The sequence below is a fragment of the Marinobacter alkalisoli genome (assembly GCF_045449795.1).
GTDB lineage: Bacteria > Pseudomonadota > Gammaproteobacteria > Pseudomonadales > Oleiphilaceae > Marinobacter.
The window spans coordinates 167388-181527 of the sequence record NZ_JBJJLB010000023.1 but is presented as its reverse complement, the minus strand read 5'-3'; the positions used below and the strand labels follow the sequence as shown (position 1 = coordinate 181527).

Genomic DNA, 14140 nt, shown 5'->3' with positions numbered 1-14140 from the left:
GCGTTGAGGCTGTAGAAAAACCCCGAAATCACCGCTTCGGTTTGGTAGGATCAGGCAAACGGACAAGGAGTCGTTGGCATGCCCCGCTTCAAGCATTACAACTACGACCAGGATGCCATGGTCGTGATCAACTACCAGGAACAGCTTCAACCCGGCACCTTTGAACACGCGGTGCACTACCTGATCGAACACAAGCTGGACCTGTCGGTGTTCCACCCCAAGTACCGCAACGAAGACACCGGCCGGCTGGCTTACGATCCGGCCATCCTGCTGAAGATCATCCTGTTTGCCTACTCCAAAGGCATCACCTCCAGCCGTGAGATGCAGTGGTGCTGCGAGACCAACATCATCTTCAAGGCACTATCCTGCGATACCGTTCCTCACTTCACGACATTGGCCAAGTTTGTCAGCAGCCATTCCGGCGAGATTGAAGAGCTGTTCGAGCAGGTACTGCTGGTGTGCCATGAACAGGGTCTTCTGGGCAACGAACTCTTTGCTATCGACGGCTGCAAGATGTCCTCCAACGCCGCCAAGGAATGGTCGGGCACCTTTAAAGAGTTGGGTGAGAAACGAGAGAAACTGCGACGACTGATCCGTCACCACTTGAAGGAGCATTACGAGCGGGATGAGGCGGAAACTGAGGCCGAACTGGATCGGGATATCCGTCGGGCGAACACCATCCTCTCGCTGGATGAAGCCATGAACAAAGTGGACCGCTTCCTAAAGACGAACCGCCCAAGGATGGGCCGGGGAAAGCGGAGCAAGGAAGTGAAGAGCAACCTGACGGATAACGAAAGCGCCAAGATGACCACCAGCAAGGGCACGATCCAGGGCTATAACGGCGTGGCCACGGTGGACAAGAAACACCAGGTGATCATTGATGCCCAGGCCTTTGGCGAAGGCCAGGAACACCACACTCTACAGCCGGTACTGGAAACCGTCGAAGCCCGTTACAAAAAGCTGGGCATCGCCGAGAGCATCTACCAACAAGGCACGGTCGTCACCGCCGACACCGGCTTCGCCAACGAAGCCAATATGAAGTATCTGCACGAACGGCAGATCAACGGCTACGTGCCAGACAACCGGTTCCGCAGCCGGGATCCGAAGTTCCAGAACCAGAAAGACAAGTACGGCAAACGCCATCAGAATTTGCCGGATACAGGCTGGAAGAAAACCATCCCGGCCAGTGAATTCCAGTTCGATCCAGTGAACCTGACGTGCATCTGCCCGGCGGGTAACGCCATTAGTTATCAGGGCACACGCGAAGCCGAGAATGGCAAAATCCGGGTGCACTTCGAAGGGCGTTTGCTGCAATGCCGACACTGCCCCAAGAAGCATCAATGTATGCAGAATCCGGCCTCCGCCGACCACCGAAAAGGCTCTGGCAGGCAAGTCTCGTTCACCATCGAGAACAAGCGCCTGCCCAACTACACCGACTGGATGAAGCACCGAGTGGATAGCCCGCAGGGCAAGGAAATCTACAGTCATCGCATGTCAGTGGTCGAGCCGGTGTTCGGCAATATTGGTACCACGAAGCGGCTGAACCGCTTCAGCCTGAGAGGTAAGAAGAAGGTACAGGGCCAGTGGCAGCTATACTGCCTAGTGCACAATATTGAGAAGCTGGCGAATTACGGGCGGTTAGCCGCGTGATGCAGGGACCAGAAGAGCCGGAAATGGGGCTTCTGGAAGTCAGCAATACCGGCGCTGGCAGCGCCAAATCGGCCGAAACTAATGGCTGAACAGCGGAGTCGCGATCATCGGCTAGCGGATGGCCGCTACAAAAATTTTAGGAACCAGGCGCTGGGGACGGCTCGAAATCGAGTTTTTCTACAGCCTCGTTATGGGGCAGGATGATTCGAGCATGGAGTTTTTGAAGAAGCCCAGCGAAGAGGAAGTCGAAACACTGCTGCCTCAATGGTCTTGGTTAGTTCCCTCTGGCGTCACGCCACTATTCCTCAGCGCTTTCGGTGACTGGGTTTTCGGGGATCCAGACGGATCTTTATCCGTGCTTTCTCTGCTCGACGGCAACTATGAAAAGGTAGCGGGCAGTTCAGAAGAATATAATCGGTTAAATAAATCTGCTGAGTGGTGTGACGAGGTCTTTATTGCAAGCTGGTATCCCATAGCTCTGGAGAACGGCCTTGTCCCCAGTGAGGGCGAGTGTATCGGGTGGCAGCTTCATCCGATTCTTGGCGGGGACTTTAGCGTGGAAAACCTTCAAATCTTCAATATGGCTGTGTATCAATCTTTGATGTCTCAGCTACATCTCCGGGTCAAGGGGGGTGGACGTGAACGCCCATAACAAGTCGGTCAACCGGACGCCAAAAGCGTACCGCTTTTGGTTCCCTCCGCTGGCGCTCCGGCGCCGGTTACCTTAGCGTTGAGGCTGTAGAAAAACCCCGAAATCTCCACTCGGCTTTGGTAGGATCAGGCAAACGGACAAGGAGTCGTTGGCATGCCTCGCTTCAAGCATTACAACTACGACCAGAGCGCCATGGTCGTGATCAACTACCAGGAACAGCTTCAACCCGGCACCTTTGAACACGCGGTGCACTACCTGATCGAACACAAGCTGGACCTGTCAGTGTTCCACCCCAAGTACCGCAACGAAGACACTGGCCGGTTAGCCTACGATCCGGCCATCCTGCTGAAAATCATTCTGTTTGCGTATTCCAAGGGCATCACCTCCAGCCGCGAGATGCAGTGGTGCTGCGAGACCAACATTATCTTTAAGGCGTTGTCTTGCGACACAGTTCCCCACTTCACCACCCTGGCGAAGTTCGTCAGCAGCCATGCCAGCGAGATTGAAGAGCTGTTCGAGCAGGTACTGCTGGTGTGCCATGAACAGGGGCTGCTGGGTAACGAACTCTTCGCCATCGACGGCTGCAAGATGTCCTCCAACGCCGCCAAGGAATGGTCGGGCACCTTTAAGGAATTGGGTGAAAAACGGGAGAAGTTGCGACGACTGATCCGTCACCACTTGAAGGAACATTACGAGCGGGACGAAGCAGAAACCGAAGCCGAACTGGATCGGGATATCCGTCGGGCGAACACCATCCTCTCGCTGGATGAAGCCATGAACAAAGTGAACCGCTTCCTAAAGACGAACCGCCCAAGGATGGGCCGGGGGAAGCGGAGCAAGGAAGTGAAGAGCAACCTGACTGACAACGAAAGTGCCAAGATGACCACCAGCAAAGGCACGATCCAGGGCTATAACGGCGTGGCCACGGTGGATAAGAAACATCAGGTCATCATCGATGCCCAGGCCTTCGGCGAAGGCCAGGAACACCACACCCTGCAACCGGTGCTGGAAACCGTCGAAGCCCGCTACAAAAAACTGGGCATTGCCGAGAGCATCTATCAGCAAGGCACCGTCATCACTGCGGATACTGGCTTCGCCAACGAAGCCAATATGAAGTATCTGCACGAACGGCAGATCAACGGCTACGTGCCGGACAACCGGTTCCGCAGCCGGGATCCGAAGTTCCAGAACCAGAAAGATAAATACGGCAAACGTCATCAGAACCTGCCGGATAAAGGGTGGAAAGATACGCTCCCGGCCAGTGACTTCCAGTTCGATCCGGTGAAGCTGACCTGCATCTGCCCAACCGGCGAAGCACTTACCTACCGGGGTCGGCGGGAAGCGGAGAATGGCAAGATCAGAGTGCACTTCGAAGGTCGATTGCTGCAATGTCGGCACTGTCCCAAGAAGCACCAATGCATGCAGAACCCTGCATCCGCTAACCACCGAAATGGGTCTGGCCGACAGGTCTCGTTCACCATTGAGAACAAGCGCCTGCCCAACTACACGGACTGGATGAAGCATCGGGTGGACAGCCGGCAGGGCAAAGAGATCTACAGCCACCGCATGTCGGTGGTGGAACCGGTGTTCGGCAACATTGGTACGACGAAACGGCTGAACCGCTTCAGCCTGCGAGGTAAGAGGAAGGTGCAGGGCCAGTGGCAGCTATACTGCCTGGTGCACAATATTGAGAAGCTGGCGAATTATGGGCGGTTAGCCGCGTGATGGAGGGACCAGAAGGGCCGGAAATGGGGCTGCTGGAAGTCAGCAATACCAGCGCTGGCAGCGCCAAATCGGCCGAAACTAATGGCTGAACAGCGGAATCGCGATCATCGGCTAGCGGATGGCCGCTACAAAAAATTTAAGAACCAGGCGCTGGGGACGGCTCGGAATCGAGTTTTTCTACAGCCTCGTTAGTAGTGAGACCATGAAGAAGTCAATTTGCTTACCTATGTTGCTTGTGTCGAGTTTTGCAGTGGCAGACAAAGACCATGAATGTGAAATTCAAGGTACGGAGGCCGGAGGCACTCGAATAGTATTGAGCGACAATAAATTTGTGTCGAAAGGCAGCAAGAACATTTTCGATTATTCGAAACCGACAAAGTTTTGTCCTCGTGAGGGTTCTCCGAGCAACTGCAAGAAGAGTGGAAGCTGGTTCACCTTGAGAGAGTTTGTGAGGTTTAAGGCTTTGGGGAACGAGGTTATCTGTAGTTATTACCGTATTAGCCATAGCTTCAAGGAACCAACCGAGAATCAAGTTGTGAGTTATGACGAGATGTCAAAAAAAGAACAAATTGTTTACTTTGTTAAAAGTGGCAAAGACTACTAACAAGGCCATTAAGGTTGTTCCGGGCCGATGGCCCTCCACCGGACGCCCTTGTCAGGGCGCCGCTTATGGCTGGCGTTGGGCGGCATGAATAAGAATCCGATGTTCTTCCACACCCTCGTACTGTTTGTGTGCGCTACTCTAGTCTCGTGCGCAAAGCCGAACGAAGAACAGTTGATTCAGGCGGCGATTGAGCATTCGTATCCTGATATTTACGCTGACTTGCCCGACCTGAGGAGAGACTATCCCGACTTCGAACCGCGAGTGCGCCAATGGTCAGATCGTTTGGTCTTTCTATTTGGTGAAGGTCTCTATGCGGTTCGAATGCCGGAAGAAGAGGTCTTGGTAACGGCTGATTCACAGGTAAAAACGACGCGAACCTGTGGAAGCGAGGGCGCTGACTGCAGCATCGTGGTTCCCAAAGAGCCTCTACTGGGCGTTGTCGGCACGGTGCAACTTGGCCCGCCAGACTATCCTGCTGCTGATCGACTACACGTTACGTGGAACGGCACCCCCGGATCCGTGCTCGTTGTCGGTCATTGTTTTGCTGCATATAAAGCTTCGGCTGAGCCGTTAGAGTTATCGCTAACGGTGCCGGGATACGACCCCATTGTGATCAAGAATGTTCACGGTTATTGGCTAGTTGCAGCCACGGCTGACTCTGAGTTCAACTACTACAGCTCGATGCGTATTCCTCAATCAATCTTCACGGACTCGAAGGAGTGCTCTGAAACAGCGAGGGCAGCATGGCCCAATGTCGGAGGATGGGCGTGGAAACGCTAGTGGCGCAGCACCATACGCCGTCCAACGGAAGTTCAGAAGTTGCGCTATGAGCTTCCGAGCACATAATCAAAGACGCCCTACAAATCCATCAACGCGACGTGCGCAGACGCACGCGCGTTATGGGTGGCGTTGATATGACTCCATGGAGAGTTCGTGAATAAGTTTCTAGTCGCCGCGTTCCTAGTTTTAGCGGTATCGAATAGCTGGGCATCTTCGGAGAGTCTTCGTTCTGTTGGCATCGAGGCCAGTGGAAAAGATGGTTGCTACCTTTCTGACGGGAAGAGGGTGCTGGGGCCTACAATTGGCTTGATGGTGGATGCGTATGATCACCATCCAAGACTGCCAAATGAAACGATAGAGGCAGTAATACAAACGGCCATTGATGCTGGATGCAACCTTAATGAACAAAATTCCGCTGGCCTGTCACCTTTGAACTCGGCAATTTTGTTGAATCACTCAAAATTGGTACAGCTGCTTTTGAGTAATGGCGCAAACCCAAACCTGGAAATTGAAAGCTCGAAAAAATTTATTGATGGAAAAGATTCATTCGCGCTGTACGAGTTCTTAAAAGCGAGAAAAGAAATGTCTTATATTGGTGAAGTTCTTGCTGGGTACAGATAGATACATAACAAGGCCAGGCACGCGACGTCTACTGTTTGTGGGTAACTCGGATGTTATGCGTGAAAAGCTATGAGTATGTTGCAAGAGGTGCTAACAAAAGCGAAAAAAGGTCGGGCTCCCTGGGAGCCAATTCCAGAATCCGAGTGGCCGACAATCGCTGCTCAATGCAAAGCTCCTGAGATTTTGGAATTACATGATCGACTTAAGGAGTTAGAACAAGAGCTTGAACATACTCCAGGCTGGGATGGTGATACCCAGGATGATATCAATAACGCACACTACTTTTTTAGCAAGCTCATTGAGCTTTCAGGTAATTCATAGTTCAGCACATAACAAGTACAGGCAAGGGACGCTGACTCAGTGATTTGGATCGACCCCAGAGACAAGCCAGGACTTTTGCTCTCAATGATGAAGGAGTTTGCGAATCACTCGTATATCTCTTTTGAGGGGGCGCTAGCCAACTTAGAGTTTTATGATTGGCCAATCGCCTCGTATGTAGAAACGTCGACGCTCAAGCGCCAAACAGTTTCGCCAGAGCTTAATTTCGTCGTGATCCCATTAACCGATCAGACGCTTTCTGACATTTGGAAGGAGTTGTCGAAGAAGGATCACCTGGCAAGGGAGGGAATCATCCATGTCCAAATCGAGAGCGATGGGAAGTTAGTTTTTGGAGGATATGATAATTTTCATCGTGAATGCACGGTAGCCTACTCCGGTGTCTCAGCTGCATTTCTGGATGGGCTTAAAGGAAAGGGGGTGATCCGTGGGTACCAGAAAAAGAATGCATGGCTGGCGTTAAATCAGTAGTGATACCGGAGCTGGGCGATAAGCAAAGCGTCATCCGTGACTTTGTAAACTATTCGGTGTTCTTCGTTGATCCGGCGGGACCAGTACCCGGCGAGGCTGTGTTTGAGGGGCTCTGGTTTGCCAACACCTTCGAACGGTTCTCGCTTGGTCTCTTTGATCAGCTTGTTGATTCGGTTAAGAATCTTTTTGTCGGTTTTCTGCCAGTACAGATAGTCTTCCCAGGCGTTCTCGGAGAAGATGAGTTTCATTCAAGAAGTTCCTTTTCTTGACCACCGCCTTGCTCCAGCTCGGCAACGGATTCCAGCAAACGCCGTGCGTTTTTTGGTGCGCGCAGGAGGTATGCCGTTTCTTGCAGCGCCTCGTAGTCCTCCAGGGAGATCATTACCACTGACTGCGACTTGCTCCGGGTGATGATCACAGGGGAATGGTCTTCACAGACCTGTTCCATGGTTTTTGCTAAATTGGTTCTAGCGGCTGTGTAGCTAATGGCATCCATAAGGTTGCTCCTGTACAGGATGTTGATCATGGTCAGGATACCGTACGCCAAAGGGTTTAACAATCGGCTGCACAGCGACCGGTTTTCCGCCGCTTCGCGGCTCTAAACCGGCGCTTGAGCCGGACGTTAAGTGTTGCTATGAGGATGTCGATGGAACCAAAGCTAGGCGGGTTCACGTTTGGAAGATGCGACAAGATGGCCGCAGAATGGATGCACAAGCATGGCCAAATATTTCTGCGTTATTCTATTGCGGCCGTTTTTATTTGGCTGGGTGCGCTCAAGCCTTTAGGGATCAGTCCAGTCAATGACCTGATTACGAACACAGTTTTCTGGCTTCCTTCGAGCATTTTTATCCCGTTTCTCGGTTACTGGGAAGTTCTAATTGGTGTCTGCTTGATTTTTCGACCACTGCTGAGGGTTGCACTGAGCCTTCTTTTTCTGCAGTTGTTCGGAACGGTATTGCCTCTGTTTTTGGTGCCGGAGGTGTGCTTCACGCAATTTCCTTACGGGCTCACCCTGGAGGGTCAGTACATCATGAAGAACTTTGTGCTTTTGAGTGCCGCAATTGTTGTAGGGGGAGGGCTAAGTAAGCAAAGTCCTCAGTATGCGGAGTGAGAGAAACACTTAACAGGTCGCAGCAGTTCGCGGCCGCCGGACGCCCTTTCCATGGCTCCTTTTCGTGGGTAGGGCCAGCACAGGGAGAGTTCGGTGCAATTGTTTGAAACAGAGAGGTTGATTGGAAGGAAGTTATCCCATCAAGACGTTCCAGTGCTCACCGCAATTCTCAGTGATCCGGAAGTCATGAAGTTTTCCGTTCGGGGAGTTTGTGATGAAGAAGCTACCAAAAAATTTATAGATTGGTGCCTTGAGTGCTATGCCTCTCATGGAATCGGGCCGTGGGCATTGTGCGAGAAAGAGTCAGGTGATTTTATTGGCTTCTGTGGCGTTGGGCCGGAATTGGTTGGCGAGGCTGAAGAAGTCAATCTAGGTTATCGCTTGGCGCGCAGATTTTGGCATCAGGGGTTTGCGACAGAAGCTGTCAAAGGTGTTCTCCAATATGCCTTCGATCAAAAACACTGTGAGTCGGTAATTGTTATCATCGAGCCGGAGCATACAGCATCCGTTAAGGTGACGGAAAAGGCAGGGTTCGGAGACTACACACTCCAAGAGTTTCATAACCGACCGGTGCGGGTGTATCGAATGACTTGCGAAGACTGGGCATTGCATAACAAATTGTTGTAGCGCGTTCCGGGCCTGGCGGCCCTACACCGGACGCCTACTACACTGCGCTCCGTAGTCGCCGCTAAATAAAAGCGTTAACACTCACAACGGATTTGGGTGATTCATTGCAAAGGAAGGCACTATGGAAAATATCTCCAACAAAAAGGTGTTTCTATGAAAAAGCTAGTCGCTTTCCTGTTTGCTTCAATGATGATCGTTGGCGTAGCCCATGCTCACTCTGGCGGAACTGATGAAAATGGCTGTCATGCGGGTTCAAAGCCTTACCACTGCCATTAATCAGTAGGTTGCTGCCCTGGGGAGACGCGTTCTCCTCGGTGCAGTGTTAACAAAGCGTACCGCTTTTGATTCCCTCTGCAGGCATTAGCTTATTCATGATTCAAGAATCGGAAATCGCACCAGGTGTGGCAGCCGGAGATCGGGTAGTCCTTTTTGATGGTGTATGCCGGCTGTGTTCGGTTTGGGCACGTTTTCTTATCAGGTTTGATAGGAAGCGCCATTTCAAGTTAGCAACCGCTCAGTCACCGGAAGGTAAGGCCATTCTGCAATGGCACGGTTTTCCAACCGATCACTACGAAACCATGTTTCTGGTTGAAGGGGTCAATATTTATACGAAATCGTCAGCATTCTTTAGAGTGATGCAGCGATTGCCGTGGCCTTGGCCAATCATGTGTATCGGCTGGGCAGTGCCTTCGATTATTCGGGATTGGCTTTACGATCGTGTCGCACTGAATCGTTACAGACTATTCGGTCGCTACGAGGCCTGTGTTATTCCGAATAAAGATCACAATTCAAGGTTCCTGGGTGAGTAGTACATTTTTAAGCTATGCAGTCTGCCGGTGCACTATCGCCTTTATTTGGTTCTATCATGGCTTGGTTCCCAAATTGCTCTATCTGCATGAGGATGAGCTGGCAATGAGTATGGCCACCGGTCTCTCAAGGGCCGGTGCAGAACAGTTGGCAATCATTGGTGGAGCGTTCGAGATCGGAATGTCCGTTGCTGTTCTGTTATTTTGGCGCCAACGTTGGCCTTTGCTTCTAACAGCAGTGGCAATGTTTGGATTGCTGGTGTTTGTAGCTATGTTCCAGCCTGTGCTGCTAGGTGCTGCATTCAATCCTGTGACAACCAACATTGCTGTGATGGCACTCTCAGTCGTCGGTTTGCACCTTCAGCGCCTGGTGGTGAGTCATAATGTCTAGCCGGGCGTTACGCATAGGGAGTAAATGCATGGTCTTCGAGCTACCTGCACCGGAATTGCAAGACTCCGAGTCATTGGTTGGTTGTATTGAGGCTCGACGCAGCACAAGGGAGTACACAAAGACAGCGCTACCTATAAGTGTTTTGTCCCAATTGCTTTGGTCGGCCCAAGGAGTAACAGGTCCTGACCAAAAAAGAGCAACACCATCGGCGGGTGGTCTTTATCCGTTGCATCTACAAATTGTGGTGCAGCATGTATCGGACCTTGAGCCCGGCACCTATGAGTATATGGCTGACAGCCATTCGCTTAAGCTTGTCGGTGACCGTATTCCGGAAGAAGCCATGCACGAGCTAGGTATTGGTGATCAGCCATGGTTGAAGGAGGCGGCTATCGTCATCGGAGTTACAGCGAAACTCGGAGACGCGGTTAGGCACTTTGAACGTCAGCCACCCCAGGGAGAGCGCGGTGCTCGCTATGTTTATATGGAAACCGGTGCTTTAGCACAAAATGTCCATCTCCAGAGTACTGCTCTCGGAATTGGTTGTGTTCTCGTGGCAGGGTTCGAGGATTCAAGGGTGAAGGAAGCATTGAGTTTGCCTTCAGACTTGGAACCTACGGCATTGCTGTGCATCGGGCAGCGGCGGGATGTCTAACAGTGCATAACAATTCATACGCGTCACACCGGTGGCCTTTACGCCGCTTCGCTCTGCGTTAAATTTCTGATCGGAGTAAATTACAAGCCATCGTGTTCTGTACAGACGGAGAATGCGGATTTCCGGTATTTCTTAGAATTGGTCCTCAACGAAATTTAATCAAGTGCTCAAAGGAACGCGTACTGCGCTGCGTAGCCGCCCATTACCACTGGTGTTATGCGGTCACTGAATGAGCATCGAGATCGTTCTGGCAATATCAGCTTCCCTCTTGGCCATTCCTGTGTTGATCACCCGCTGGCTGTGGTTTTGGGGAATATCATTCCCGGCCTGCGGCCTCCAACGGAGACCTCTGTCGGGGTAAGCCCACTGAGGCTCATATTTGTTAGCTGAAACAGAGAAAGTAATCTTTGGCTATGGCAACCTCAGCGTCCGATTTACTTCAGGGACAGAAAATATATATGTCAGGAACAGACTTTGGCGATGAAAGCCCAAAAATCATTTCAGTAAGCAAACGAGGCCCGAGCCGAGGCTATCGAGTGATATTTAAAAAAAGCATTCCGATACCCGGCCTGAAACCAAAATCCCGCAAAGAGCAGGGGTATCCCGGGGTTGACCGGTGGACGCGCAGTGCGCAGGCAACAGGGTCAAAGTCACAGTATCTTCTAGGGCTGTTTTTTCTGCTGTTGCCACTGATCGTCTACGCCGTGACGCTGGGCAATTTTTTTCATCCGTATTTGTTATGTGGCCCGCTTTTCGGGATTTTTATGCTCTCCTCTCGACTGAACACAAGCCGGAAGCTTTTCAAAAACGGAGCTACGCTGCTAAAACTCGGTGCTCATCCTGAGGTTGGTGGGGAGGCTTCGGGGATCATACGTTTTTTGAAGCCTATGCGAGGGTGCCAGTCGGTGGAGATCAAGCTGGTTTGTTATGAGGAAGACGCAATAGCGAGTAATGATTATTCGTCGCGGGATGCCGAATATTGGAGCGTAAAACAGGAGATCCGGGTGCAACCCGAAGGCAGGGAAAGCATTGTAAGATTCAGTTTTGATGTGCCCGCCGGGCTGCCCGTTAATGACCCGCTATGTTATTACTGGCTTCTGGAATTGCGGGGTAAGTCTAGTAGAAAAAGCATGTTCCGCAGCTGGCGCATGCCAGTCGATACCACCATTAGCGGCAGCTCCGCATCCATTTCGTAACCGCGTGTGCTGAGCGGCGTTATACAATGCAGGAGGCATAGTGATAGTCATCTATGGAATCAAGGAATATCTTAATCCGGTCAAGGCCCAGCTTTCTGAGGTCATTCATGGATGTATGCGGTCAGTTCTGGGCATGCCAGAAGACAAACGGGCTCATCGTTTCATCCCAATGGACGCCGAGGATTTTTATTATCCAGGTGGCAGAACGCCCGCCTACACGGTCATTGAGATCAACATGATGCAGGGTCGTACTCCGGAGACCCAAAAGGCTCTGATAAAGGAGCTATTTAGTAGGATTGAGTCGGAGGTTGGTATTTCACCCGTGGACGTCGAGGTGACGATAAAGGAACAACCAGCTCACTGCTGGGGATTTCGTGGCATGACTGGAGACGAAGCGCGTGACCTCAAGTACTCAGTCAATGTGTAACAAGTGCTCTCAGGGGACGCCCCCGGCGCGGATGTGCCTCTCCTTCCGCGCCCCTCTCCCCGCCTTCCCACATTACGTAAAGTTAAGGTATGATCTTTTCGTGCCATCAAATTCAGAACGCCTTTCTCCATAACCCTGAATCCGTTAAGGAATGCTGTAAAAAGGGAACTTTATGAAGCGCTTTTTGCTTATCGTCGTGGTCGCTGTTGCGGTCGGTTTCGCCTTCGTTCAATACAAAGTCACCAGCTCTGTCTCTGATGGGCTCGAAAGCATCAAGCGGACCATCGCGCCATTCGTCCGGATGGAATACGGCGATGTTTCCACCACCTGGTCTGGCAATATTGAGGTGACGGACCTTCGCTTCGTCTCGTTGAGGAATAACGAGGAGATCGTCGCCGACAAGATTGGATTGAACACCGGCAATCTCTGGGTATTGATGAACCTGCAAGACAAACTGCGTGAGAACAAAATTCCGGACCGCCTCGAGTTTTCGATAGAAGGCCTGGTAGCGGATATGGAGTTCATGACCAACCTGCAAAACACCGCGGTTACCGATAGCCTCTACACCAAACTGGAAACGGCGGGATGCAATGGGCGCTCAAGGTTTAGTCGGCGTGATATCAGCGCCATGGGCTTTGATCGCCTGGTGCTGGATATGACCATGGGCTACCAACTGTCTGAAGGGGGCACGCGGATTCGCTTTACCAACCGTATGCTGTTCCGCGATCTGATGGCCGTCAGCCTCGACATGGTATTGGACCGTTCGAATTCCATTAACGAGGCTGGCTTGTCTGCCGAAACCGCCAGCTCAATGTCATTATCCTCCGCCAGTATTGGTATTGAGGATCACGGCCAGCTTGGTCACATGCTCGAGCTGTGTGCCGGGGAGACCGGCATGACCACCGCCGAGTATCAAAAACATCACATGGAGGCCTGGGTTGCCGAGTGGCAGAAGATGGGTCTGAAGCCGAGCGAAAGTTTCGTCGAGGTATACCGCGACTACATCGGCAATCCGGGCAGTAAGCTGGTCTTTGAAATGGAGCCCTTTCCCGCCCTGGATCTTGGCGACAATTATCTCAGCCCCGACCCGGTGTACCTGAGCGGCCGCCTGAACCCGAAAATGGGCACGGAAAGAACGGGGATGCAGCCTGTCAGCATCGCTTTGGCCGAGCAGGACATTGCCGCGAGCGATGCAGGGCAACCTGAATCGCCCACCACCGACAAGAAAAGCACCGCGCCTGCCGACTCGGTAAGCAGCGGAAATCCGGAGTCGCCAGCAGATCTGAAGCAGTACCTCCAGCGGGATGTTTCCATAACCCTGAAAAGTGGTCAGCGAATGGAGGGCGTTATCCTGAGGATTGACGGAGACGCTGTAAAACTTCGACGGCATATACACGGAGGCTCAATGGTTGTACCGGTGCAAGTCCGTGACATTCAGACCGTTTCGCGTCTTTAGTTGATGTACGTGCGGAAATAACGGGTAACCGGACATCATAACCCTTACTAAGTTTCGCCTTGGTCTAGACTTAAACAGGTGCCGCCCCTTTTCCACATGAAAGAGACGTCTATGAACGACGAAATGACACTGATAGGCAATACCGTTGTTTCCGAGTTTTCAGACCTCAACGACCTGGGCGAAATGCTCATTGTTCTGATCCGGCTCCTGCTCGCTGTGCTTTTAGGGGGCGTGCTGGGGCTTGAACGGGAACAGCGAGGCAAGGCCGCCGGCGTGCGCACTCATATGCTGGTTTGCATGGGGGCAGCTTTGTTCATCTTGATTCCCCAGCAAGTGGGCATCTCTGATTCGGAAATGAGCCGTGTTATCCAGGGCGTCATTACCGGCATTGGCTTTCTGTGCGCGGGAACGATCATCAATGGCAATGATGAGCAAAATGCAAGTGGACTCACTACGGCGGCGGGCATCTGGTTTACCGCCGCGATAGGCATTGCGGTCGGCCTGGGGCGCGAGCAGACGGCAATTTTGTGTACCCTTCTGGCCTGGGTCGTACTGTATGTGGTGCCTAAGTTTTCGCGCCTCATACACTCGAAAGAAAACAAACAGGACAGGTAACCCTAAAATAGCGGTTGAGC

19 protein-coding genes are annotated in these 14140 nt (G+C 52.0%); 17 read left to right on the top strand and 2 right to left on the bottom strand.

Going from position 1 to position 14140, the window contains the following annotated elements; all coding sequences use genetic code 11:
• The first annotated feature begins 78 nt into the window (after nucleotides 1-78).
• The 7 genes from ACJO3M_RS11880 (at nucleotide 79) to ACJO3M_RS11850 (ending at nucleotide 6839) form a co-directional block, all read left to right on the top strand.
• Nucleotides 79-1650, top strand: a complete 1572-nt coding sequence (locus ACJO3M_RS11880; RefSeq protein WP_406999717.1) for a transposase — start codon at nucleotides 79-81, stop codon at nucleotides 1648-1650.
• A gap of 118 nt (nucleotides 1651-1768) precedes the next feature.
• Nucleotides 1769-2302 (top strand): T6SS immunity protein Tdi1 domain-containing protein, encoded by a 534-nt coding sequence (locus tag ACJO3M_RS11875; protein WP_407001576.1) that lies wholly within the window; start codon nucleotides 1769-1771, stop codon nucleotides 2300-2302.
• Nucleotides 2303-2455: 153 nt separating this feature from the next.
• Nucleotides 2456-4027: a transposase gene (locus tag ACJO3M_RS11870; protein ID WP_407001575.1), complete on the top strand. Its 1572-nt coding sequence runs from the start codon at nucleotides 2456-2458 to the stop codon at nucleotides 4025-4027.
• A 688-nt stretch (nucleotides 4028-4715) separates the two neighbouring features.
• Complete coding sequence (locus ACJO3M_RS11865) at nucleotides 4716-5411, top strand: hypothetical protein (protein WP_407001574.1); 696 nt, start codon at nucleotides 4716-4718, stop codon at nucleotides 5409-5411.
• Between the two features lie 153 nt (nucleotides 5412-5564).
• Nucleotides 5565-6032, top strand: coding sequence for a hypothetical protein (locus ACJO3M_RS11860; protein ID WP_407001573.1), 468 nt, complete (start codon nucleotides 5565-5567; stop codon nucleotides 6030-6032).
• A gap of 69 nt (nucleotides 6033-6101) precedes the next feature.
• Nucleotides 6102-6353 carry a hypothetical protein gene (locus ACJO3M_RS11855; RefSeq protein WP_406985812.1) on the top strand — a complete coding sequence of 84 codons (252 nt, stop codon included), beginning with the start codon at nucleotides 6102-6104 and terminating at the stop codon, nucleotides 6351-6353.
• An 84-nt stretch (nucleotides 6354-6437) separates the two neighbouring features.
• On the top strand, nucleotides 6438-6839 hold the full coding sequence (locus ACJO3M_RS11850) for a hypothetical protein (RefSeq protein ID WP_406985811.1): 402 nt from the start codon (nucleotides 6438-6440) through the stop codon (nucleotides 6837-6839).
• On the opposite strand, the gene ACJO3M_RS11845 is transcribed toward ACJO3M_RS11850, so the two are convergent.
• Nucleotides 6833-7087: a Txe/YoeB family addiction module toxin gene (locus ACJO3M_RS11845; protein ID WP_008938367.1), complete on the bottom strand. Its 255-nt coding sequence runs from the start codon at nucleotides 7085-7087 to the stop codon at nucleotides 6833-6835. The two genes, ACJO3M_RS11850 and ACJO3M_RS11845, sit on opposite strands and share 7 nt — an antisense overlap.
• Entirely contained in the window at nucleotides 7084-7335 is a 252-nt protein-coding gene (locus ACJO3M_RS11840; RefSeq protein WP_012137510.1) for a type II toxin-antitoxin system Phd/YefM family antitoxin, read from the bottom strand. Before ACJO3M_RS11840 ends, ACJO3M_RS11845 begins: the two co-directional genes overlap by 4 nt.
• A gap of 150 nt (nucleotides 7336-7485) precedes the next feature.
• Between ACJO3M_RS11840 and ACJO3M_RS11835 the strand changes: the two genes are divergently transcribed.
• From ACJO3M_RS11835 to ACJO3M_RS11790, 10 genes are all read left to right on the top strand, one after another.
• Nucleotides 7486-7950, top strand: a complete 465-nt coding sequence (locus ACJO3M_RS11835) for a hypothetical protein (protein WP_407001572.1) — start codon at nucleotides 7486-7488, stop codon at nucleotides 7948-7950.
• A gap of 93 nt (nucleotides 7951-8043) precedes the next feature.
• Nucleotides 8044-8577 carry a GNAT family N-acetyltransferase gene (locus ACJO3M_RS11830; RefSeq protein WP_407001571.1) on the top strand — a complete coding sequence of 178 codons (534 nt, stop codon included), beginning with the start codon at nucleotides 8044-8046 and terminating at the stop codon, nucleotides 8575-8577.
• A gap of 153 nt (nucleotides 8578-8730) precedes the next feature.
• A complete protein-coding gene (locus ACJO3M_RS11825; protein ID WP_406985808.1) occupies nucleotides 8731-8853 on the top strand; it encodes a YHYH domain-containing protein in 123 nt (40 codons plus the stop codon).
• Nucleotides 8854-8948: 95 nt separating this feature from the next.
• Nucleotides 8949-9386, top strand: a complete 438-nt coding sequence (locus ACJO3M_RS11820) for a thiol-disulfide oxidoreductase DCC family protein (RefSeq protein ID WP_407001570.1) — start codon at nucleotides 8949-8951, stop codon at nucleotides 9384-9386.
• Nucleotides 9340-9774: a DoxX-like family protein gene (locus ACJO3M_RS11815; RefSeq protein ID WP_407001569.1), complete on the top strand. Its 435-nt coding sequence runs from the start codon at nucleotides 9340-9342 to the stop codon at nucleotides 9772-9774. The genes ACJO3M_RS11820 and ACJO3M_RS11815 overlap by 47 nt, the downstream gene beginning before the upstream one ends.
• 28 nt (nucleotides 9775-9802) lie before the next feature.
• Complete coding sequence (locus ACJO3M_RS11810) at nucleotides 9803-10426, top strand: SagB/ThcOx family dehydrogenase (protein ID WP_407001568.1); 624 nt, start codon at nucleotides 9803-9805, stop codon at nucleotides 10424-10426.
• Between the two features lie 458 nt (nucleotides 10427-10884).
• Nucleotides 10885-11622: a hypothetical protein gene (locus ACJO3M_RS11805; protein WP_407001567.1), complete on the top strand. Its 738-nt coding sequence runs from the start codon at nucleotides 10885-10887 to the stop codon at nucleotides 11620-11622.
• A 40-nt stretch (nucleotides 11623-11662) separates the two neighbouring features.
• Nucleotides 11663-12049: a tautomerase family protein gene (locus tag ACJO3M_RS11800; RefSeq protein ID WP_406985801.1), complete on the top strand. Its 387-nt coding sequence runs from the start codon at nucleotides 11663-11665 to the stop codon at nucleotides 12047-12049.
• 172 nt (nucleotides 12050-12221) lie between these two features.
• Nucleotides 12222-13505, top strand: a complete 1284-nt coding sequence (locus ACJO3M_RS11795) for an aq_1923 C-terminal domain (RefSeq protein ID WP_407001566.1) — start codon at nucleotides 12222-12224, stop codon at nucleotides 13503-13505.
• 111 nt (nucleotides 13506-13616) lie between these two features.
• Nucleotides 13617-14120, top strand: coding sequence for an MgtC/SapB family protein (locus ACJO3M_RS11790; RefSeq protein WP_407001565.1), 504 nt, complete (start codon nucleotides 13617-13619; stop codon nucleotides 14118-14120).
• Nucleotides 14121-14140 lie beyond the last annotated feature (20 nt).

Bases quoted from the DNA above. Each gene is read 5' to 3' on its own strand.
- ACJO3M_RS11880 (WP_406999717.1), top strand. From the start codon at position 79: ATGCCCCGCTTCAAGCATTACAACTACGACCAGGATGCCATGGTCGTG.
- ACJO3M_RS11875 (WP_407001576.1), top strand. From the start codon at position 1,769: ATGGCCGCTACAAAAATTTTAGGAACCAGGCGCTGGGGACGGCTCGAA.
- ACJO3M_RS11870 (WP_407001575.1), top strand. From the start codon at position 2,456: ATGCCTCGCTTCAAGCATTACAACTACGACCAGAGCGCCATGGTCGTG.
- ACJO3M_RS11865 (WP_407001574.1), top strand. From the start codon at position 4,716: ATGAATAAGAATCCGATGTTCTTCCACACCCTCGTACTGTTTGTGTGC.
- ACJO3M_RS11855 (WP_406985812.1), top strand. From the start codon at position 6,102: ATGAGTATGTTGCAAGAGGTGCTAACAAAAGCGAAAAAAGGTCGGGCT.
- ACJO3M_RS11850 (WP_406985811.1), top strand. From the start codon at position 6,438: ATGATGAAGGAGTTTGCGAATCACTCGTATATCTCTTTTGAGGGGGCG.
- ACJO3M_RS11845 (WP_008938367.1), bottom strand. From the start codon at position 7,087: ATGAAACTCATCTTCTCCGAGAACGCCTGGGAAGACTATCTGTACTGG.
- ACJO3M_RS11840 (WP_012137510.1), bottom strand. From the start codon at position 7,335: ATGGATGCCATTAGCTACACAGCCGCTAGAACCAATTTAGCAAAAACC.
- ACJO3M_RS11835 (WP_407001572.1), top strand. From the start codon at position 7,486: ATGGAACCAAAGCTAGGCGGGTTCACGTTTGGAAGATGCGACAAGATG.
- ACJO3M_RS11825 (WP_406985808.1), top strand. From the start codon at position 8,731: ATGAAAAAGCTAGTCGCTTTCCTGTTTGCTTCAATGATGATCGTTGGC.
- ACJO3M_RS11820 (WP_407001570.1), top strand. From the start codon at position 8,949: ATGATTCAAGAATCGGAAATCGCACCAGGTGTGGCAGCCGGAGATCGG.
- ACJO3M_RS11810 (WP_407001568.1), top strand. From the start codon at position 9,803: ATGGTCTTCGAGCTACCTGCACCGGAATTGCAAGACTCCGAGTCATTG.
- ACJO3M_RS11805 (WP_407001567.1), top strand. From the start codon at position 10,885: ATGTCAGGAACAGACTTTGGCGATGAAAGCCCAAAAATCATTTCAGTA.
- ACJO3M_RS11795 (WP_407001566.1), top strand. From the start codon at position 12,222: ATGAAGCGCTTTTTGCTTATCGTCGTGGTCGCTGTTGCGGTCGGTTTC.
- ACJO3M_RS11790 (WP_407001565.1), top strand. From the start codon at position 13,617: ATGAACGACGAAATGACACTGATAGGCAATACCGTTGTTTCCGAGTTT.